A 20,053-nucleotide genomic window follows, 5' to 3' on the forward strand; every position below is an offset into this window, starting at 1 on the left:
ATCGGAACGTTTTGGATATGTGGTCTTCCTATCTTTGAGAAAACCTATACCTAAACTGTGAATATTAAACTCTATTGTTTCCTTCTGATTTTGTCCATTCCTTCTTTCGGGCAAATTGTCAAAATACTACCGCAAAATGCAGGGCCAGATGAGCCTGTAGAAATCATTTATGATGCTACTGAGGGGACCGCCGGTCTGGTGGGGGAGAGTGAAGTTTATATGCATTCGGGTGTGGTGCTTTCTGGCCCGGCTGGCACAGGCTGGGAATATGTAAAGGGTAATTGGGGAAATGATGATGGTATAGGTGAAATGACCAAGGTAGAAGGTGAAGAAAACCTGTGGTCTATTAAGCTAAGTAGTATTCGTCAATACTACGGAGTTCCTACCGGAACTCCCGTTTTCAGACTGGCCATGGTCTTTAGAAATGGCTTTGGTACCAAAGAAGGTAAAGGCACACCAGGAGCCTTTGAAGGAGGCAGTGTAGCCGCCAATCAAGATATATTTCTGAATCTCAATGTCAGTAATTATGTACAAATAGCCAGCCCTCTGGAAACAGAATTATTTAAAGAAAAAGGCAGTACGCAAACCTTTAATGTCAAAGCTTCTGGGGTGGCAAAATCATTAAAGTTGGAAGTTAATGCCGGAAAAGGTTTTGAGGAGGTTCGGTCTGTAGATAATGCTCAAACACTAAACTATGATTATCAGGTAAACGCCAGTGAAAAATTAGCATTAAGAGCTACCGCAATTTTTGAGGCTGATACCCAGCAAGTGACCAAGGATTTCAAGGTCAATGTTTTGCGAAGTATTTCTGGCTCTGAACTGCCTGCAGGCCTTAAAAAGGGAATCAATTATTTGGAGGATGAAACCAGGGCTACTTTGGTTTTAGAGGCTCCCGGTAAAAGTTTTGCTTATGTGGTTGGCGATTTTACAAACTGGGAAGTGAGAGAAGAATTCCAAATGACACAGACGGAAGATAAAGAGCTGTTTTTCCTGGAGATTGATAACCTCACGGCGGGTCAAGAATATGTATTCCAATACTGGGTAGATGGAACGATTAAAATAGGGGACCCCTACGCGGATAAGGTGGCAGACCCCTGGAATGATTCGTTTATACCAGAATCAGTGTATCCTAATTTACCTCCATATGATAAACAGGATTTCGGGATAGCCACGGTGCTTCAAACGGGGCAGCAGCCATTTGACTGGGCTGAATCTGAAAAGACGTTTTCTGCTACTCCAGATGAAGAATTGGTCATTTATGAATTATTGATAAGAGATTTTATTGGCTCTCATGATTATAAAGACCTGGCAGATACGCTATCTTATCTAAAAACTTTGGGCGTTAATGCCATTGAACTGATGCCCATTATGGAGTTTGAAGGAAACGAAAGCTGGGGTTATAATCCGTCTTATTTCTTTGCTCCGGATAAATATTATGGGTCAAAAAACGATTTAAAGAATTTCATTCAAACGGCTCATCAGCAGGGTTTCACTGTGCTTCTTGATATGGTTTTAAATCATGCATTTGGTCAAAATGCCCTTGTGAAACTTAATTGGAATAATGCTCTGGGCAGGCCTACGGCAGAAAGTCCATGGTTTAATGAGGTGGCCACTCACCCTTTCAATGTAGGCTTTGATTTCAATCATGAAAGTCCATACACACAGGCTTTTGTAGATTCTGTTAATGCGTACTGGCTCACAGAATATCACTTTGATGGCTACCGATTTGACTTGTCAAAAGGCTTTACCCAGCGACAAAATACGGATGTCGGCAGATGGTCTTCCTATGATGAATCCCGTGCGGCTTTATTGAAAAGAATGGCTTCAAAAATTAAGGAAATTGACCCGGAAGCCATACTGATTCTGGAGCATTTTGGCGATAACAGAGAGGAAAACGAGCTGCAGGCAGCGGGTATGCTTACCTGGGGTAATAGTAATCATGATGTAGCAGAGGCCATGAAAGGGAATACCGGCATAACGCTCACTGGACTGGATGATAGCCAGCGTGTGAGTTATTTAGAGAGCCATGATGAACAGCGGCAGATGTACTGGATAGATAACGCTTCTATAGCTTTAAAATCTACTTATGATCCACGAGATTTTGAAAAAGCAATCAATCGTCTCAAAATGATGACTGCCTTTTTCTACACTCAGCCAGGGCCAAAAATGATGTGGCAATTCCAGGAATTGGGCTATGATATTGACATAAACTTTAATGGCAGAGTAGGTAACAAACCGCTGGTTTGGGGTGAGGGTAGTTTAAATTACAATAGTGATGCTGAGCGTCAGAAATTGTATAAAACACATGCTGCCCTCATAAATCTTGTAAATGATTATAAGACTGTTTTTACCAAGGGTACACTTACGAAAAGTATGACCGGAGCTGTTAAGACACTTTCTATAGATCATGAAGAAATGGGTGTGGTGATCGTTGGAAACTTTGATATTCAGAATGCCTCTAAAAGTGTAACTTTTATACGTGAAGGCTGGTGGTATGACTTATTTGAGAAAGACTCTGTCAATGTCACCGGGGCTGTTGACTTTGATCTTTCTCCGGGTGAGTTTCATGTCTTTACCACTCAAAAGCATGAAGTGGAAGATAGCCTCGTCACATTCTTTGAGGCCCGGGATACTGTTATTGTAAATGGTCCCGTGGTTACTGTGTCACCAGAGGCTTTTCAGCCAGAAACTGAGATTACGATCACTTTTGATGCTAAAGAGTCTAACCCTGCCGGTACTGCAGGCTTGGTGGGGGCATCCAAGGTATACATGCATGCTGGTATTATTACAAGCTCAGAATCTGGGACAGACTGGCAATACGTAATAGGCAACTGGGGAGATGATGATGGGCTAGGTCAAATGACTCAGGTCCCAGGTGAGCCAAACAAGTGGCAGATTACAATTACTCCGAAGAATTACTTCTCTGCGGTTCCTTCAAACGCCACATGGTTCAGAATAGGAATGGTCTTTAGAAACGCCGATGGCACTCGCGAAGGCAAGGGTACCGGAGCTACGGATATATTCGTCAATTTCACAGAAGGAGAAAAGCCAGTTCTGGGAAATGAATTTAATTCCAGATTGAAAGTGTTCCCTAACCCGACCGCAGACCAGATAAAACTGGAAACTACAGAGGAAATTGAAAGCTGGACTTTGGCAAACCTTAAGGGTATAAAAGTCCTAGAAGGAAAAGAGAAGTCCATCAAGGTTTCTCATTTACCCTATGGAATGTATCTTCTGAAGGTAAAATCCGAACATGGCCTTTACACTCAAAAAGTGCTCATTCGCTAATTATTTCTTTCTGAAGAAAACTGTAATAGCCACCCCTTCATAACCGAAATGCTCTCTGATTTTATTGATTAGAAAACGCTCATACGGTTCTTTAATGTATTGTGGTAGATTACAGAAAAATACGAATGTAGGTGATGGCGTCGGCAGCTGAGTTATATATTTGATTTTGATGTACTTACCTTTTAGTGCCGGCGGTGGAGTACGTTCTATTAGAGGCAGAAGCGTAGCATTCAGCTTAGATGTAGAGATTTTTTGCTGACGCATTTCATGAACCTCCATAGCCTTTTCTATCACCTGGAAAATTCGTTGCTTGTTTAATGCCGAAGCAAAAACTACTGGCATGTAATTCATAGGAGCCAGTCTCTCTAAAATCTCTTTCTGCATTTTGTCTGCAGTCTTAGAGTCTTTGTCAATAAGGTCCCACTTATTCACCATCAAAACAATACCCTTTTTGGCATTATGAGCATGGGCAATGATATGAATATCCTGTGCCTCTAAACCTCTTTCAGCATCTAAGATTACGATACATACTTCGGAGCTTTCCAAAGCCTTTATAGACCTTAGTGTGGAGTAGAATTCAATACTTTCATGCACTTTAGCCTTCTTACGAATCCCCGCCGTATCTGTCAGGATAAAGTCCTTTCCAAACAGTTTGTAGTGCGTATCAATAGAATCCCTGGTGGTACCGGCTATGTTTGTAACTATGCTTCGGTCTTTACCTATTAGGGCATTCAGAAAAGAGGATTTTCCAGCATTTGGTCTACCCAGAATGGAGATTCTAGGTATGCCCTCGTCAGGATTTTCTATACCCTCGTCTTCAAAATGTTTGACGATTTCGTCCAGAAGTTCACCAGTTCCTGAACCGTCGGTTGAAGAAATCGGGAATACCTCTGAATCCAGTCCCAAGGCATAAAATTCTGGTGCTACCAGGCTTTGTCTCTCAAACGTCTCGGCCTTATTAGCGGCGATGATAATAGGCTTATCTATTCTTCTGAGGATGTTGGCGAAATCCTTATCCAGATCCGTCATGCCGCTGATGGTATCTACCACAAAAACCACAACAGTGGCTTCATCAAGGGCTAATGCTACCTGGTCTCTGATGGCTCCTTCAAAAGTATCCTCAGAACCGACCACGTACCCTCCGGTATCTATTACGGTGAAGTATTTTTCTGTCCATACAGACTGCCCATAGTGACGGTCACGGGTTACGCCAGCTACGTTATCAGTAATGGCCATTCGTTCCTCTATCAACCTGTTAAAAAGGGTTGATTTTCCTACATTTGGTCTACCTACAAGAGCTACAATATTGGCCATTTTTCTGCTGCTGATTAATGCTAATTTACTTCCTTTTCTGAAAAGGGCTGCAAAGATACGAAAAGCATCTTCCAATTATATATTTCCCTGAGAAATAAGTGATTAGTGTAATCAAGAATAACTTAGAATGGTTCCCCGTGGGTTTTCTTGATGAGAGAGCTCAAAAGTTTTGGAGAGAACTGGCCTAAACGTATGATAACCGGTACCGCAAAGTCGTTCAAGCTGCCCTGCTGAAGCCAATTTCCTACAAAAAGTCGAGTCCTAAAATGCTTGTTCCAGTCGTTTTTATAGCCTGTTTTAATCTTTTGATAGGCGTTTTGCTCGTTCCAGTTTTGATGAATATGCTTGCATAGCAATTTAGCGGACAGAAACGCCATGCTCATGCCATTGCCACTCAGAGGTGCTACCATTCCTGCGGCATCGCCGCAAAAAAGCCATTGTTCATGCTCGGGGTATCTGTGAGAAAAGGTAATGTTCCCGATGCTCAGAGGTCTTTCAAAAACCGGCTCGGCCTTGTCAAATACTGCTTTGGCATCCTTGTTTTTAAAAACAACTTCTTTCATAAATCGGTCAATATTACCGCCCGCTTTCTCAAAAACTTCGGCAGAAGCCATAAGGCAGGCATTAGTGATGCCGTTTTCAACCTGAGAGCTGCCTATATATCCTTTCTCAAAAAAGTGAAGATTGATGCGGTTTTTGGGGACATCCGATTTCAAATGCCATTTGAGTGCAAAGTACTTTTGACCCGTGCTCGGCTTAACTCTTAAATTGAAATTGGTCTTTTTGCCAAAGGCGGCTACCGTTAGTCTTGTCAGAATCCTTTTACCACTTTGTAATTCTAATTCTGTATTAGAGTATTGTGTAACGGTTTCTTTAGTAAGAACTCTAACGTCATTTTGCCGTGCAAGCTCCACTAGTTTTTGTTCAAGCATAAATCTACTTAATCCAAAGCCTCCTAAAGGAAGTGAAGAAGTAAGGGATTGGTTTTTATGCGAACTTAAGTGCAGTTCATTGATAATGGGAAGGTCTAAGGACTCCAAATCGATCCCAAGGTTTTTGACAAACTCCCAGGATTCCAGAGAAATGTATTCGCCACAAACCTTATGTCTTGGGTAGTCTTTCTTTTCTATCAGTACCACCTTATAGCCCAGCTTAGCCAGCTGAATAGAGAGACTCAGCCCGGATAGACCTCCTCCAATAATTGCGATATCTGAGTTTATTTGAGATGCCATGTGCTATGTCTAAAAGCCCAGTTCCATTTGGTTTTGAGTTTTATCCCAACTTTTTCTCCATGAGTTAACCACTCTTTCATAGTAAAGCTTCGCAAAACGGAAAGAGGAGCGTCGTTTCTATACAGATACGAAAACGGGAAAACGCGGCTGATGAATTTGATACTATAATAGGCCAAAGGGTGTCTGTGAAGGTCATTGATAATAAAACCCATTCCTGAATGAGCATTTGCCCATTTTAAATAGTCAGCAAGCTCTTTTTCATTTAAGTGGTGTGTAAATAAAGAGCAGGTGATGATGTCAAATTCTGCCTTACAGTCTTGGTAAGGGCTATGTATAAAGTCAATTTGCTTATACTCCGATGTCTGCTTTTGAGCATACGCAATACAAGTTTCATTAAGGTCAATACCCGTAATTCTGATTGATCTCCCTTTCCTTTGTGCATATTTTGCCATCGCCAGAATGGCATCGCCACCTCCGCAGGCTACATCGGCTATGTGTAAAGGTTTATTTGGGTGCTTCGCAAAGAATAAATCCAGAATTTTCAGGGTAGCTTGGTGACCCCCTAAGTAGGTATTGGTCAATTTCAACTCATAGAGATTCTGTTCAAAATCCTCTGTTGAGAATTCACCTAAATCCATCAACTCCTTTTGATATGACCTTTGCTTAAAATCAGGCATGTTTGAGATAAATCAATAATCCGAAACAAACATTCATCAGCGAGGTGGCCAGCAGGTTCATGGTCATGGTGTTCCTAAAGCTAGCGGCAGCAGGATTTTTTTTGCAGGCCCTTTTCCACCACTGCATATATACCAGAACAGGTGTCATTAATGCTATAAAAAGCACAAAGTGTTCTAATGGAATGATGAAGTACAAGAAGACCATAGCTATGCCTACATGAATTTCGCTAAACAATAAAGTTTTACTAATGCCCAAACGTGCACTCAAGGTGATGATGCCGTCTTTGGCATCCGACTCATGCTGGTAAATCTGGGTGATAGGGTAACTGCCGCCCATCAGGAAAAAGGCAAATAAGCAGCTGAGCATAAACTCTGGTTCACCGTATTTTATCATTGGATCAGATACATCTAAAGCCAATATGAGAATAAAGCAGCCTTGAAAAACAGCTATGATGAAGTAGCTGAGAATTGCTCTTTTCTTTAATCTGATTTTACGAGAACTGTAGGCACGACTGAAGGCAATGTACAATACAACCAAGGCCGTAAATAAATAGCTGATTTTTAACGAAAGAATTATTGACAAGAGGTCAAAAACCATGCATACATAGAAAAGGAGCTTATTGGGTGGTGGAGGTTTTTTTATCCCGCCAATGGCGTCTTCATCTTTATCTTCATGACTGTTATAACCATTACTGGCCGGGTAGACTAAGAAATGTAAAATGAAAAAAGCTAACCAGTAATTGTAGTTAAATGGCTGAGAGCCAAGGTAAGTACCGAACAAAAAGACAGGCATTAAAAAGAAGGAGAAAGGAAACCTTAGAAGGATTAGTGCGTCTTTTAAAGCCTGCATATTGGGGTTTTACGTATAAATAAAGGTACAAAATCAGTTGGTTTGAAATACTGATTTATACTATTTACGTAATTAACCCCATAGTATGTCTTACCTCAATCATATTCAAACTGCAGATGCCCCTTTTCTTTACCCCCAAGGGGAGATGGTTGACTGGTTACTTAAGGAGTTTAATACTGATGAGCAGAGAAAGTACAAGTGGGTTTTAACACACGCCGGTATCAATACCCGAAGGTGTGTCCTTCCAGATTTTCAGGAAGACTCATTAGAAAAAGTACTATACATAGGGCGTGAAAATCCGGGTGTCAAATCCAGAATGAAGGTTTTTGAGGAGGAGTCGGCTAAAATTATTGGGGAAATACAATCAGATTTTTTCAAGGCTTCAGAGTTAAAGGCTTCAGAAATAACACACTTGATAACTGTTAGCTGTACAGGGATATCCGCCCCGGGGCTCGACTTTCAAATTCTGAAACAACTCAAGCTCAATACCTCTGTTCAGCGATTTGGAATCAATTTTATGGGCTGTTATGCGGCTTTTCATGCTCTGAAATTGGCCAATTATATCTGTCAATCTGAGTCCAAGGCTAAAGTGTTGATAGTTGATGTAGAACTCTGTTCCTTGCATTTTCAAACGGGCAAATCTGAGGACGAGGTTCTAGCCAATGGATTGTTTTCCGATGGTGCAGCTATGGCTTTGGTATCAAATCAGGAGAAGGGATTAAAATTGAAAAGGTTTTTTCAGGAGACAGCTCCCAATTCCTCAGATTATATGGCATGGGAACTGACCTCACATCAATTTGAAATGAAACTCTCCACTTATGTACCCTCGATTCTTTCTGAGTACATAGGACAGTTTTTCAAGAAAAATAACTCGGGAGGAGTTACAGACTTTGCCATTCACCCCGGTGGTAAAAAAATATTGGAAGAGTGTGCCAAAGCACTTCATATTTCTGATAATTCAATGGCAGCCTCTTTACGTATTTTGGCCGAATACGGCAATATGTCATCAGCTACCATTCTCTATGTATTGAAGGATAAAATGAAAGCCAGCTCTGGTTCAGGAGACATTTTTGCAGCTTCTTTTGGCCCCGGGCTTACCATGGAAGGAGCCATTTTAGCCTATTCCTAGTTCTTGATAGGAGATCAAAATGATAGCTACTAAGCCTAGTACCAGGCCAGCAATATTTAGTTTACTCAAAGATTCCTTAAAAAAGAATATCCCTACGAGGGCCGAAACCAAAATCACACCCATGTTATAAATGGGATAAACGAAGGCCCCACTATTTCCATAATAAGTGAGTGTAAGTATTAGAAAATAAAAGGAAAGGAAGTTCGGAATTCCGAGGCTTACAGCTCCCAGAATATTTTTAACAGCCAGCGTTTCTTTGAATCTGAAATAGCGATATATCACCAAAATGATGCCGCTGATCATTGCTCCTGAGACCATAACCAAGGTGACAGGAATAACTAAATTGGGGTCTGGAATAAATTGGAGATTGATATAATTGATAGCGGAATTAGTGATACCATACAGGGCAAAAACTGCTAGAGGTAGCCAAATACTTGATACTGATTTTTGACTTTTATCGCCTTTATAAGTAGCCATCCCTACAGCCAGAAAAGCAAAGCCCAAACCCAGGTAATTCCAGCTACTAAACTCTTTGGCGTTGGTGTTATACAAGAGTAAACTAGCCAAAACAGGGATTACGAGCGATAGATTATTTGCCAACGAGGTTGCTGTCATACCCGCTTTTTGAGTTGAAAGACCGGAAAGTATGAAAGTAACGATAAACCCAACCCCCAAGGCCAAACAATACCATGTCCAGTTTTCTTTTAAGTCAAAAGTAAGATGCTGACCTTCAGGAATTAGAAGGAGCCCAACCAGGAAACAAACGATATAATTCAGTCCTATGGCCTGAGCAGTATTGACCTGAAATCGAGGGAAAACCCTAAAATTGATCAAGAGAATTACGGATAAGCAAATACTAAGTAGGAGGTAGAACATTAAGGTATTTTGACTACAAATAAACCATAAGGTTGTGTGTTTACTCCTAAGTTGTGGCCAAAAAATACCGTATTATTATTAAAGCTGCCTGAAAAAAGCACCGAGTCGTCGAAGCCTTTGAAAGAAAATGGTAAGTTTGAGCCTGCTGCACCAGAGTTCTGTTTTGCCCAATTGAAACCGAAGTTTGAGTCATAATTAGCAATAAAACCTGCATTAGCTGATGCCCCAAGAATTGCTGAACCTACATATACAGGGCCGTTTGAAACATAACCTGACAAAAACAAGCCATTCTTTCTTTCCATAACTGATCCGACAGTTGCTTCTGCTCCAGAGCTTGGTGATAAATCAATTTTGTGAGATAAATAATTTCCTGTGGCATCAAGTTTAAAGAGAACTATTTTCCTGCCGGGGCCCAATAGGTTTATCTGTTTTGATTGAAAAGAAAACGAGTTTTCAGCTTTTAAGGCTACTGCTACAGTATTGTCAGACATTAACTCTCCTTTTATTTCCTGCTCGGATCCAATACCACCTAGAGCTCTTAAGAATTCAAATGTTCCGGAATTAGTAAGAACTAGAGCATAGGCATCAATGCCTCCGTTAAAAGAATAAATAGTGTTAGCATCAATTGATGCTGAACCACTGAACTGTCCGCAAAGCAATATCCTTCCGTTTCTTTGTTTGAGCTCTTGAACTAGTTCTTGTGATGTGCCTCCAAAAGATTTTACCCAATTTAGAGAGCCCGAGGAGTTGTATTGAGCTATAAAGTTGTCAAAATTACCTGAGGTGTTGATTGTGGTACCTCCAAATGTAGAACTGCCATTAAAATTTCCAGCTATTGTGACATTCCCGGTTTGATTGTCTACTACTATTTTTTGACATGAAGAATAACTTCCGGGAGCGTTCTCTCTCACACTCCACTGTGGCGTGCCTGATGAGTTAAACTTTGAAAGGAATACGTCAAAGTCAGAACTACCACTGAAACTAGTGGAACCAAGGGTGAAGTTACTTCTAAAAGTACCGGTGAAATAGACATTTCCAAGGCTGTCTGCAGTGATAGCTCCCATTTGTTCTTCATCTGAGCCTCCGAAAGTATTTTGCCATAGGAGGTTTCCTTCTGCATCTAATTTTATCAGGAAAAGATTATTGGTGCCAGCCGGCATAATAAGGGTATTGTCAATGATAACTTCTCCTGTAGAGAAACCGCCTAAGTAGATATTGCCGAAGCCATCGGCAGCCATATGAAAAGTTTCACTATACTGAGCTTCTCCCGTTTTAATGACATCCGGCCGAGTAGTATTTTGAGGAAGTACTCCAACCCATTCTGTGCCTGTGAAAATGAATAATTGATCTAAATCTGAATCATAGACGGCTTGACCTGCCACTAAATTTGATAGAGCGAGTCGATCTGTAGTTGTGTGTTTTGGATACTGAACCCTGTCAGAGAAAATAGTTGAGTTTTGAGCTATAGTTTTAAAGAAGGCAATGCAGATAAGTAATGTGTAAATAAGCTTTTTCATTATTGATTTAGTTGATTATCAACAAAGCTATTTTGATTACTTAGAAAGCCAAATTGTGGTAGCAATAATTAGCGACTAAATTGATTTTAAGGCATTAGTACCCAAACTTTTTCAATTTATCTCTTTTAACTCTCCAGTCTGGTTCTACCTTGATGTATTGTTTCAGGAAAACCTTTTTCATAAAAAACTCTTCCATAGTTAACCTCGCTTCGGTACCTACTTTTTTAATTCGCTCACCTTTATGGCCTAAAAGTATGGCTCTTTGACTGGAGCGTTCTACGTAGATTTCAGCAAAAATTCTGATGATATCCTCTTCCTCTTTAAATTCTGTAATAACTACTTCACAGCTGTAAGGAATCTCCTTCTTGTAGTTTTGTAAGATCTTTTCACGAAGAATCTCAGATGCAAAAAAGCGTTCAGGTTTGTCTGTAAGGGCGTCTTTAGGGAAATATGGAGGATGCTGCGGGAGTAAAAAAATGATTTTCTCAAATAACTCTTCTATCCCGTCACCGTTCAGTGCAGAGATCGTCATGATTTCTCTGGGATTTAAAACTGTTTCCCAATGAGCCTGCTTTTCCTGAATTTGCTCCTCGGTAGCAAGATCTGTTTTGTTGATGATCAATAAGACCGGAGCATCACTTTTCCCTAGTTTCTTGATGACATCTTCTTCGTCATATTTTTCAAAAATATCAGTAACGAAAAGAACCACGTCGGCATCTTCCAGTGAACCGGATACAGATTCCATCATGCTTTCATGAAGCTCATACATGGGTTTGATGATCCCTGGGGTGTCAGAATAAACTAACTGAAATTCCTGGTCATTGAGTTTGCCATTTACAATCCCCATGATTCTGTGACGAGTAGTCTGTGCCTTTGAGGTGATGATTGATAGTCGCTCACCCACCAACTGATTCATTAGGGTGCTTTTTCCCACATTGGGTTTACCAATAATACTGATAAAGCCGGCTTTATGATTATTCAACATAGTGCAAAGGTAAAGTCACTAATTCAAACAGTACTATTTTTATATGCTCAATAAAGTAAAAAAGCCAAACCCGAAGAGGTTTGGCTTCTATCAAATATCCAAAATTGGTATTACATCGCTTTAGCTACATTCACCGCGTTTAATCCGCGATCACTTTTTTCAAGTTCAAAAGAAACCAACTGGCCTTCTGCTACTTCATCTACTGTGTTGTTCACATGGAAGAAATACTTGTTATTCCCTTTTAGCTCTTTGATGAAGCCATATCCACGGTCATAATTGAAGTAATCCACTCTGCCTGTTTTTTCGTCTGATTCTTCTTCCTCTTTCTTTGGAATGCCGATTTCAATATTTTCAGCCTTCACTTTCTTTTTCTTTGTTGGATCCGGTGGAGTGTCCACAATGTTTCCAAACTCATCCACGTAGGCGATCATGTCGTCAAGGCTACCGCTGGTAGCATTAGCTTTACGTTCTTCACGTTTAGCCATTTTTTCCTGACGTTTTCTCAGTTTCTTTTTCTCTTTTTCTTTCTTGCTGTAGGTTTCTTGCGATTTTGCCATAGATGCTGTTATAACGTGAATTCAAGGGTAATAATTCACTCAATTACCGCTGAATATAAATATGATTTCTCTGGGTAAACTGATCTATAGCGGTGAAGCTTTGCTGATGAAGAGCTTTACGGAGTAGATGAATACTTGCGGTACAGTTCAGGGTATTCCCGGAGCAGATTAACTGCCGAATAAAAAAAAAGGGAACCTTGCGGTTTAGTTTAGTTGTAGCGGTTAGATTAATGATTACTCGAACCTGCGTCCGTCGGCTGACGGATATGAGCCCAACGAGCTAATCCAATTCTTCAATAATTTGACGAATAAATAATCTCCCTCTACTCGACTTTAATTGCTTTTCACGTTTTAGAGCATCTGACTTACTTTGAAATGATTCAGTATGTACGATTCTCCAAGGTCTGTATTTTACGGTATATCCTTTTTTTGCCAATTCGTTATGGCTTTTCATTCGACTCTCTAAATCTGATGTATATCCGATGTAGATTTTATCGAATTTAAGGGAATGAAGTACATATACTGTAAAAGATTCCAACCGCTATTAAAGTCTGAAAGAACTAAACCAAAAAGGAGGCGTGAAGCCTCCCTTTCTCTTTTCGTAGCGGGAGCAGGACTCGAACCTGCGACCTTTGGGTTATGAGCCCAACGAGCTGCCAACTGCTCCATCCCGCGATATCGGATTGCAAAAGTAGGAAATGATTTGAATAATACAAAATGAATTGTTGAAATATTGCCTTTGAATACGTCTATGGAGGAATATCTATAAATCCACTTGAAAAAATCACATTGTTTATATCTTAGCCTAAATTTTACCAACCTTAACCTATGATTGAATTTATTGCTTCTGCCATGAAGCATGAAAATAATGTGGCTATCCGTACCTCAGAAGCCGATTTTACCTACAAAGATTTACTCGAAAGGTCAGGCCAGATTGCTGCTTCCTTATTAAATGGCAGAGAGCATTTAAATGAAGCCAGAATTGCGTTTATCATTAACCCGGGTTTTGAATATGTAGCAATGCAATGGGGCATTTGGAGAGCCGGGGGGATTGCAGTTCCACTTTGCGTAAAGCACCCTTTTTTGTCATTAAAATATGTTATTGAAGATACATCTGCAGAGCAATTAATTTACACCGATGATTACCATGAACTTATCTCTCCTTTTAAGTCTTTTGAGAACTTGAGGGTGAGCAATTATCAAAACCTCCATGAAGATGCCGCAGATTTGCCTCAAGTTGATGCTGATCAACGGGCCATGATTCTGTATACAAGTGGTACTACGGGTAAACCAAAAGGCGTGGTAAGTACGCATTGTAATCTCAAATCTCAGGTAAACTCTTTAGTGGAGGCCTGGCAATGGACTTCTGATGACCATATTTTAAATGTGCTGCCTCTACATCATATTCATGGGATATTGAATGCTACTTGCTGTCCCCTTTCGGTAGGTGCTACTGTTGAATTTCTACCTAAGTTTAATCCGAATACGGTTTTTGATGTCTTTATGAAAGGTGATGTCAATATCTTCATGGCGGTGCCTACCATTTATTTCAAATTGGTAACTGTCTGGAAAACATTTTCAGATGAACAGAAAAGTGAGGTCAAAGATCGTTTGAGTCAGTTTAGGTTTATGGTTTCGGGATCGGCAGCCTTGCCTGTCTCTGTCCTGGAGGAATGGCGGGGAATAAGTGACCAAACTCTTCTGGAACGCTATGGGATGACTGAAATAGGGATGGCCATTAGCAATCCACTTATTGGTGAAAGAAGACCGGGCTACATTGGTCAGGCCTTACCCGGTGTAGGGGCACGTCTTTATGATGAAAGTGCAGAAGTAAAAGAAGAAGGAGTTTCAGGTGAGATTCAGATTAAAGGAGATACTGTATTTAAGGAATATTGGAAGAAGCCAGAAGCAACAGAAGAATCATTTACAGAAGATGGCTGGTTCAGAACGGGAGACACGGCAGTGATCGAAAATGGATATTTCAGGATTTTAGGAAGGAATTCCGTCGATATTATAAAATCGGGTGGTTATAAAATTTCAGCCCTGGAGATAGAAGAAGTGCTCCGCAAATACCCTGGAATTAAAGACTGTGGTGTTGTGGGTATACCGGACGAGGAGTGGGGCGAGATTATTGGTGGAGGTTTGGTGGCCGAAAAAGATGAAATCGATCTCGAAAAATTAAATAGTTGGCTAAGAGAGCAATTGCCCAATTATAAAATACCAAGAAAGTATTTGTTCCTGGACGATTTACCCAGAAATGTCATGGGCAAGGTAACTAAGAAGGAATTGAAAACACTGTTCTAATAGAATTAAACCCAAAGTAATCACCCTATGAAAATTTACGGTGTAGCTCTTCTGGCATTTTGCTATTTGTTAGGCAAATATCTTGGACAATTATTAGGTCAATTGATTGGTGTGAATGCAGATGTAGGAGGTGTAGGTTTTGCTATGTTCTTTTTAATTCTGTCAATAAGTTGGCTAAAAAAGAAAGGGTTTTTAGAAGTAGAGACCACTAGTGGGATGAAATTCTGGAGTTCAATGTACATTCCTGTAGTGATAGCAATGGCATCGGTGTTGAATGTCAAAGGAGCCTTGTCAGGAGGTTGGGCTGCAGTCATTATTGGTGCTGTGGTCACACTAAGTTGTCTGGCTTTAGTGCCTCTTATCTCTAAAATAGGGCAAAACAAATAGCATGGAGCAGGTCATAGAAAAGAACGGTTTTGTCTTTGCGTTTCTGGTAGTCGGGTTGATTATGTTATTTTCCTTTTGGCTATCCAAAAAAGTGTTTTTTAAGCGAATCCCAGGTGTGGCCATAGCTGTACTGCTGGGCCTTGCTTTGGCAACTTTAGGAGGCAGAAAAGGTATTTCTGAAATTCCCTTATTTGCTGGCATGGCTCTTTTGGGAGGTTCAATGCTCCGAGATTTTACAGTAGTAGCCACAGCGATGGGAGCAGATGTTTCTAAAATCAAAAATGCGGGCTTGGCAGGAACAGTAGCTCTGATCGTTGGAGTGGTAGCCTCCTTTTTTATTGGAGTTCTGGTGGCATGGCTTCTTGGTTACCGTGATGCTGTAGACCTCACCACCATCGGTGCAGGGGCGTGTACTTATATAGTTGGCCCTGTCACAGGAACGGCCGTTGGTGCGAGTTCAGATGTAGTTGCCATCAGTGTGGCTATCGGGTTGGTAAAGACTATTGTCACTACCATTGCTACTCCTTTTTTAGCTAAAAGGATTGGCTTAGATAATGCTAATTCTGCTTTGGTTTTTGGTGGATTGATCGGGACATCTAGTGGAGTTACGGCGGGTCTAGCTGCCACAGATCCTGAGTTAGTGCCATATGGAGCATTGACTGCCACATTTTATACAGGATTGGGCTGTTTACTTTGCCCTTCCATATTTTATATTCTTGTACAATCAGTAGTTTAATATATTTGTGAAATTATAACCCTAAATCTTTATATAAATGAATTTTGCTACAATCGATTACCTGATCTTTGCGGCTTATGCCGTCATGATTTTAGGTATTGGTCTTTGGGTTTCTCGTAAGGGAGAAAAAACATCCGAAGATTATTTCCTCGCTTCCAAGTCGCTTCCCTGGTGGGCTATTGGGGCATCCTTAATTGCAGCTAACATTTCTGCGGAGCAATTCATAGGAATGTCAGGCTCGGGTTTTGCAGGTGGTCTGGCTATTGCCTCTTACGAGTGGATGGCAGCGATAACGCTTTTATTGGTTGGGAAGTATTTCCTGCCTATTTTCATTGAGAAAGGAATTTACACGATACCTGAGTTTGTAGAGAAACGTTACAGTACTCAGTTAAAAACCATCTTGGCCATCTTCTGGATAGCACTTTACATTTTTGTAAATCTTTCTTCTGTGCTGTATTTGGGGGCTTTGGCCCTTCAGACCATTATGGGAGTACCTCTGATGACAGGGGTGATTGGTTTGGCCTTATTTGCTGTAGCTTATTCTATTTATGGTGGTTTATCTGCTGTAGCCTGGACAGACGTTATTCAGGTTGTTTTCCTTGTTTTAGGTGGATTGTTTACAACTTACTTGGCATTAAACGCCCTTTCGGGTGGGGCCGGCATAGGAGCAGGCTTCAGTCATTTGCTTGATGCCGTTCCAGAACGATTCCATATGATTTTGGATAAGACAAATCCTGAATATGAGAATTTGCCAGGTATTTGGGTATTGATCGGCGGTCTGTGGGTTGCCAATCTCTATTACTGGGGGTTCAATCAGTACATTATCCAAAGAACTTTGGCTGCTAAGTCATTGCCAGAGGCACAGAAAGGTATTGCACTAGCAGCATTTTTGAAGTTGATCATTCCTTTCATCGTAGTTATTCCAGGAATTGCAGCTTATGTGATGACCAGCGATCCTGAAGTAATGGCAGGTTTAGGAGCTTCTGCTCAGTCTAACTTGCCGAGTTTAGAACAAGCAGACAAAGCTTATCCTTGGTTATTACAATTACTACCTGCCGGGTTTAAAGGTGTGGCCTTTGCAGCATTGGCCGCGGCTATCGTCTCTTCATTAGCTTCTATGTTAAATTCTACTTCTACCATTTTTACTATGGATATCTATAAGGAGTATTTTAACAAGAACGCCTCGGAGGCCAAACTTGTAAATGTAGGTCGACTTTCTGCGGTTGCCGCATTGGTTATTGCTTGTATTATGGCTCCATTATTAGGAGGGATTGATCAGGCATTCCAGTTCATTCAGGAATATACCGGTGTGGTTAGTCCAGGTATATTGGCCGTATTTATTAGTGGTTTGTTTATCAAAAAGGCATCCAATAAGGCGGCTATATGGGGAGTTCTTCTTTCTATCCCTATTGCCATGTATTTCAAAGTAGCCCCGAATGGCTGGAGTGATTCGGCATTTTTCGTGGATATTCCTTTTATGCATCAGATGGGCTTAACGGCTCTTGGCTCTTTATTGGTCATTATTATTTTAAGTTATATTGAGAACAAAGAGTCTGATGATCATAAAGCCATTCAATTGGTGAAAGGTGTTTTTGATACCAACGCCACATTCAATATTGCAGCCTTCACCATTTCAATTTTGGTAGCGGCACTTTATGCATTGTTCTGGTAAGACATAAAGAAATGTAGTGGAAGCCTCGGTCATTTTCTGACCGAGGCTTTTTTTTATTTATTTCTGAGAATGTCCCAAATAAGTCCGGCTTCAAAACCCTTTCTCATGGCATAATCAGCGGCCTTTTTATTTCTGATAAACTCATTGGTCTCTGTTCTTAGGTTATGAAGCTTTTTGTGAAGTAATGCCTGCAAAACCAGAAAATATTCTTCATCATCTATTTCTTCCATCCCTTTTTTGATGCAATAGTCAGAAAGTTTTCTCCTTTTCAGTTCCTGAAGAATTTTGTTTCTGCCCCATTTTTTGACTCTAAACTTGCTGCCGGCGTAGGTTTTGGCAAAGCGTTCTTCATTCAGGAAGTTCTCAGTGATGAGTTCGGCTATAATTTCCTCAGCCTCATCTCCATAAACCTTCCAGTCTGCCATTCTTTGGCGTACCTCATCATGCGTTCTTTCCTGGTATGCACAGTAGTTGCAGGCTTTTAGCAGTATTAGTTTGTCCATTTTGATCCCTCGTATTCGCCTTTTAAACGAAGTAGCTTACCTTTAATCATTAAGCAAAAGTGTCGCGTAAATTTCTAAATAATTTTACATTCACAATTCAGATACTTTAACAGCACTAATTATATGCTTCAGTTTTTTAAATATGTATTGGCCACGGTAGTGGGCCTATTCACCTTCTTTATTCTTTCCATGCTCCTTTTCGGAGCTATCGGTTCTGCACTCTCAAGTGGAAAGGGTGTGACTGAAGTCAAAGAAAATTCAGTTCTAAAATTAAGTCTCAATCAGCAAATCGTAGAAAACGCACCTACAGAAGATCCCTTTGAAGCCGTTTTTCAAAATCAAGGTAGTAAAGTTGGGCTGATAGATTTGAAGTCGGCTATTGCTAATGCAAAGTTAGATCCGAATATCAAAGGAATTTACCTTGATGCATCTTATCCTTCGGCTGGCTTTGGTACACTTGAAGAATTAAGAAACGCCTTATTAGATTTCAAAGAATCAGGGAAGTTTATCTACGCATACAGCGAAATCATGTCTGAGCCTGCTGTATATCTCAATTCTGTGGCAGATAGAATCTTTCTTCCGGAAGTTGGTGATATTGAGTTCAACGGCCTGAGTGCCCAGATTACTTTTATGAAGGGGCTATTTGACAAAGTAGGAGTAGAGCCTGTGATTTTTAGAGTAGGGGAGTACAAAAGTGCAATTGAGCCATATGTAAGAACAGAAATGAGTGCAGAGAACAAAGAGCAGATCAGTTCATATGTCAATAGCATTTCGGATCATATTTATGCACAGGTAGCAGAGTCAAGAGGTGTTTCTTTTGAAGATATTACGGCTACTTTGAATGAAAATGTGATGTCTGCAGAAGCGGCATTAGATAAGAAGTTAATTACAGATATTGGATATGAGGATGAATTTGATGCTGCTTTGAGAGAAGAACTAGACCTGAAAGAAGACGCTAAGATTAGTCTGATATCTTTAAAGAGCTATGCAAAAGCTAAGAAATATGTTGAAAGTGGAGATAGAAATAATAGGGTAGCAGTAATTATAGGTCAAGGTACCATTTATAGTGGTGAAGGTGATTCTCAATCCATTGGATCTGAATCATGGATCAAAGAATTGCGTAAAGCAGCAAAAGATAAAAAAGTGAAAGCTATTGTCTTGAGGATCAATTCCGGTGGAGGTTCTGCTTTAGCTTCTGATGTGATGTGGAGAGAAATAGAACTAGCCAAAGAAAAGAAACCTGTATATGCCAGTATGGGAGATTACGCGGCTTCAGGAGGGTATTATATGGCAATGCCTTGTGATACAATAGTAGCTAACCCAACTACAGTGACAGGTTCGATAGGTATATTCGGGATGCTCTTCAATGCCCAGGAGCTGATGAACAATAAGCTTGGAATCACCTTTGATGGAGTAGAATCTCACGAACATTCTGACTTCCCTTCATTAGTAAGTGACATGCCGGCAGCAGAGAAAAACATGATCCAGCGAATGGTAAATCAAGGGTACGAAAGGTTTACCAGTAAGGCCGCGAAAGGACGAAATATGGAACTGGATCATTTGAAGTCGCTAGCTGGTGGTAGAGTTTGGACGGGACTACAGGCCAAAGAAAACGGTTTGGTAGATGTTTTGGGTAGTCTTGAAGATGCTATTGAATTAGCAGCAGAAAATGTAGGAATAGCCGATGATTATCAGGTTCGTTATTACCCAAAGGCTAAATCAGAATTTGAAATGATCGTTGAAAAAATCTCAGAACAGAGCCAATTGAGCCTCAATAAAAAGCTAGGTGCATTGGCCCCTTACCTTACAGAATTCAATGCTCTTTTAAACGCCGACCGCTACCAGGCAAGATTACCATATGAGGTAATTTGGGAGTAGTTAGATGTTGAAATGAAAGTTTTAAAAAATGTGCTCATTTTGAGCACATTTTTTATTGAAGAATATGCGAGTTGTGGTCATGCCGATCGATAAAATTAAAGGGGCTAAGGAAAAAATAATTACCTTCGGGGCAATTAGCCCTGCAAAA

17 protein-coding genes and 1 tRNA gene are annotated in these 20,053 nt (G+C 40.5%); 7 read left to right on the top strand and 11 right to left on the bottom strand.

Annotated features, from left to right (window positions below; genetic code table 11):
* Positions 1 to 57 precede the first annotated feature (57 nt).
* Positions 58 to 3,288, top strand: coding sequence for a DUF4961 domain-containing protein (locus ACUXV0_RS14120; protein WP_446190208.1), 3,231 nt, complete (start codon positions 58 to 60; stop codon positions 3,286 to 3,288).
* Here the strand turns inward: ACUXV0_RS14120 and der are convergent, their stop codons facing one another.
* The 4 genes from der to ACUXV0_RS14140 all read right to left on the bottom strand — a co-directional run bounded on the left by der (position 3,289) and on the right by ACUXV0_RS14140 (position 7,361).
* A complete protein-coding gene (gene der, locus ACUXV0_RS14125) occupies positions 3,289 to 4,602 on the bottom strand; it encodes a ribosome biogenesis GTPase Der (RefSeq protein ID WP_446190209.1) in 1,314 nt (437 codons plus the stop codon). It lies immediately after the preceding gene.
* A 122-nt stretch (positions 4,603 to 4,724) separates the two neighbouring features.
* Positions 4,725 to 5,834, bottom strand: a complete 1,110-nt coding sequence (locus ACUXV0_RS14130) for an NAD(P)/FAD-dependent oxidoreductase (RefSeq protein ID WP_446190210.1) — start codon at positions 5,832 to 5,834, stop codon at positions 4,725 to 4,727.
* Positions 5,819 to 6,511 (bottom strand): methyltransferase domain-containing protein, encoded by a 693-nt coding sequence (locus ACUXV0_RS14135; RefSeq protein ID WP_446190211.1) that lies wholly within the window; start codon positions 6,509 to 6,511, stop codon positions 5,819 to 5,821. The genes ACUXV0_RS14130 and ACUXV0_RS14135 overlap by 16 nt, the downstream gene beginning before the upstream one ends.
* Entirely contained in the window at positions 6,504 to 7,361 is an 858-nt protein-coding gene (locus ACUXV0_RS14140; RefSeq protein WP_446190212.1) for a UbiA family prenyltransferase, read from the bottom strand. The genes ACUXV0_RS14135 and ACUXV0_RS14140 overlap by 8 nt, the downstream gene beginning before the upstream one ends.
* A gap of 85 nt (positions 7,362 to 7,446) precedes the next feature.
* Between ACUXV0_RS14140 and ACUXV0_RS14145 the strand changes: the two genes are divergently transcribed.
* A complete protein-coding gene (locus tag ACUXV0_RS14145; RefSeq protein WP_446190213.1) occupies positions 7,447 to 8,490 on the top strand; it encodes a type III polyketide synthase in 1,044 nt (347 codons plus the stop codon).
* Here ACUXV0_RS14145 and ACUXV0_RS14150 read toward each other — a convergent pair.
* The 6 genes from ACUXV0_RS14150 to ACUXV0_RS14175 all read right to left on the bottom strand — a co-directional run bounded on the left by ACUXV0_RS14150 (position 8,476) and on the right by ACUXV0_RS14175 (position 13,100).
* Positions 8,476 to 9,366: an EamA/RhaT family transporter gene (locus ACUXV0_RS14150; protein ID WP_446190214.1), complete on the bottom strand. Its 891-nt coding sequence runs from the start codon at positions 9,364 to 9,366 to the stop codon at positions 8,476 to 8,478. The two genes, ACUXV0_RS14145 and ACUXV0_RS14150, sit on opposite strands and share 15 nt — an antisense overlap.
* Positions 9,366 to 10,883: a hypothetical protein gene (locus ACUXV0_RS14155; protein WP_446190215.1), complete on the bottom strand. Its 1,518-nt coding sequence runs from the start codon at positions 10,881 to 10,883 to the stop codon at positions 9,366 to 9,368. The genes ACUXV0_RS14150 and ACUXV0_RS14155 overlap by 1 nt, the downstream gene beginning before the upstream one ends.
* Before the next feature lie 94 nt (positions 10,884 to 10,977).
* Positions 10,978 to 11,868, bottom strand: coding sequence for a GTPase Era (gene era, locus ACUXV0_RS14160; protein ID WP_446190216.1), 891 nt, complete (start codon positions 11,866 to 11,868; stop codon positions 10,978 to 10,980).
* A gap of 110 nt (positions 11,869 to 11,978) precedes the next feature.
* On the bottom strand, positions 11,979 to 12,425 hold the full coding sequence (locus ACUXV0_RS14165; RefSeq protein ID WP_446190217.1) for a cold-shock protein: 447 nt from the start codon (positions 12,423 to 12,425) through the stop codon (positions 11,979 to 11,981).
* A gap of 280 nt (positions 12,426 to 12,705) precedes the next feature.
* Positions 12,706 to 12,963 (bottom strand): GIY-YIG nuclease family protein, encoded by a 258-nt coding sequence (locus tag ACUXV0_RS14170; RefSeq protein WP_446190218.1) that lies wholly within the window; start codon positions 12,961 to 12,963, stop codon positions 12,706 to 12,708.
* A 64-nt stretch (positions 12,964 to 13,027) separates the two neighbouring features.
* Positions 13,028 to 13,100: transfer RNA gene (locus ACUXV0_RS14175), tRNA-Met, on the bottom strand.
* Between the two features lie 153 nt (positions 13,101 to 13,253).
* On the opposite strand from ACUXV0_RS14175, the gene ACUXV0_RS14180 reads away from it, so the two are divergent.
* The 4 genes from ACUXV0_RS14180 to ACUXV0_RS14195 are packed head-to-tail and all read left to right on the top strand — an operon-like array spanning position 13,254 to position 17,524.
* Complete coding sequence (locus tag ACUXV0_RS14180) at positions 13,254 to 14,729, top strand: acyl-CoA synthetase (protein WP_446190219.1); 1,476 nt, start codon at positions 13,254 to 13,256, stop codon at positions 14,727 to 14,729.
* A gap of 27 nt (positions 14,730 to 14,756) precedes the next feature.
* Positions 14,757 to 15,116 carry a malonate transporter subunit MadL gene (gene madL, locus ACUXV0_RS14185; RefSeq protein WP_446190220.1) on the top strand — a complete coding sequence of 120 codons (360 nt, stop codon included), beginning with the start codon at positions 14,757 to 14,759 and terminating at the stop codon, positions 15,114 to 15,116.
* A gap of 1 nt (position 15,117) precedes the next feature.
* Entirely contained in the window at positions 15,118 to 15,852 is a 735-nt protein-coding gene (madM, locus tag ACUXV0_RS14190; protein WP_446190221.1) for a malonate transporter subunit MadM, read from the top strand.
* Between the two features lie 37 nt (positions 15,853 to 15,889).
* The gene (locus tag ACUXV0_RS14195) at positions 15,890 to 17,524 is read left to right on the top strand and encodes a sodium/sugar symporter (protein WP_446190222.1); all 1,635 of its coding nucleotides are present in this window, start codon (positions 15,890 to 15,892) and stop codon (positions 17,522 to 17,524) included.
* A gap of 53 nt (positions 17,525 to 17,577) precedes the next feature.
* Here the strand turns inward: ACUXV0_RS14195 and ACUXV0_RS14200 are convergent, their stop codons facing one another.
* Entirely contained in the window at positions 17,578 to 18,027 is a 450-nt protein-coding gene (locus ACUXV0_RS14200; RefSeq protein WP_446190223.1) for a regulatory protein RecX, read from the bottom strand.
* Between the two features lie 123 nt (positions 18,028 to 18,150).
* Here ACUXV0_RS14200 and sppA point away from each other — a divergent pair, with 123 nt between their 5' ends.
* The gene (gene sppA, locus ACUXV0_RS14205; protein WP_446190224.1) at positions 18,151 to 19,905 is read left to right on the top strand and encodes a signal peptide peptidase SppA; all 1,755 of its coding nucleotides are present in this window, start codon (positions 18,151 to 18,153) and stop codon (positions 19,903 to 19,905) included.
* Positions 19,906 to 20,053: the final 148 nt, after the last annotated feature.

The sequence above is a fragment of the Jiulongibacter sp. NS-SX5 genome (genome assembly GCF_052828545.1).

Excerpts from the sequence above, each read along its gene's own strand:
- ACUXV0_RS14200 (WP_446190223.1), bottom strand. The coding sequence starts at position 18,027 with ATGGACAAACTAATACTGCTAAAAGCCTGCAACTACTGTGCATACCAG.
- ACUXV0_RS14130 (WP_446190210.1), bottom strand. The coding sequence starts at position 5,834 with ATGGCATCTCAAATAAACTCAGATATCGCAATTATTGGAGGAGGTCTA.
- ACUXV0_RS14165 (WP_446190217.1), bottom strand. The coding sequence starts at position 12,425 with ATGGCAAAATCGCAAGAAACCTACAGCAAGAAAGAAAAAGAGAAAAAG.
- ACUXV0_RS14145 (WP_446190213.1), top strand. The coding sequence starts at position 7,447 with ATGTCTTACCTCAATCATATTCAAACTGCAGATGCCCCTTTTCTTTAC.
- der (WP_446190209.1), bottom strand. The coding sequence starts at position 4,602 with ATGGCCAATATTGTAGCTCTTGTAGGTAGACCAAATGTAGGAAAATCA.
- ACUXV0_RS14180 (WP_446190219.1), top strand. The coding sequence starts at position 13,254 with ATGATTGAATTTATTGCTTCTGCCATGAAGCATGAAAATAATGTGGCT.
- ACUXV0_RS14135 (WP_446190211.1), bottom strand. The coding sequence starts at position 6,511 with ATGCCTGATTTTAAGCAAAGGTCATATCAAAAGGAGTTGATGGATTTA.
- sppA (WP_446190224.1), top strand. The coding sequence starts at position 18,151 with ATGCTTCAGTTTTTTAAATATGTATTGGCCACGGTAGTGGGCCTATTC.
- madL (WP_446190220.1), top strand. The coding sequence starts at position 14,757 with ATGAAAATTTACGGTGTAGCTCTTCTGGCATTTTGCTATTTGTTAGGC.
- ACUXV0_RS14140 (WP_446190212.1), bottom strand. The coding sequence starts at position 7,361 with ATGCAGGCTTTAAAAGACGCACTAATCCTTCTAAGGTTTCCTTTCTCC.
- era (WP_446190216.1), bottom strand. The coding sequence starts at position 11,868 with ATGTTGAATAATCATAAAGCCGGCTTTATCAGTATTATTGGTAAACCC.
- ACUXV0_RS14155 (WP_446190215.1), bottom strand. The coding sequence starts at position 10,883 with ATGAAAAAGCTTATTTACACATTACTTATCTGCATTGCCTTCTTTAAA.
- ACUXV0_RS14195 (WP_446190222.1), top strand. The coding sequence starts at position 15,890 with ATGAATTTTGCTACAATCGATTACCTGATCTTTGCGGCTTATGCCGTC.
- madM (WP_446190221.1), top strand. The coding sequence starts at position 15,118 with ATGGAGCAGGTCATAGAAAAGAACGGTTTTGTCTTTGCGTTTCTGGTA.
- ACUXV0_RS14150 (WP_446190214.1), bottom strand. The coding sequence starts at position 9,366 with ATGTTCTACCTCCTACTTAGTATTTGCTTATCCGTAATTCTCTTGATC.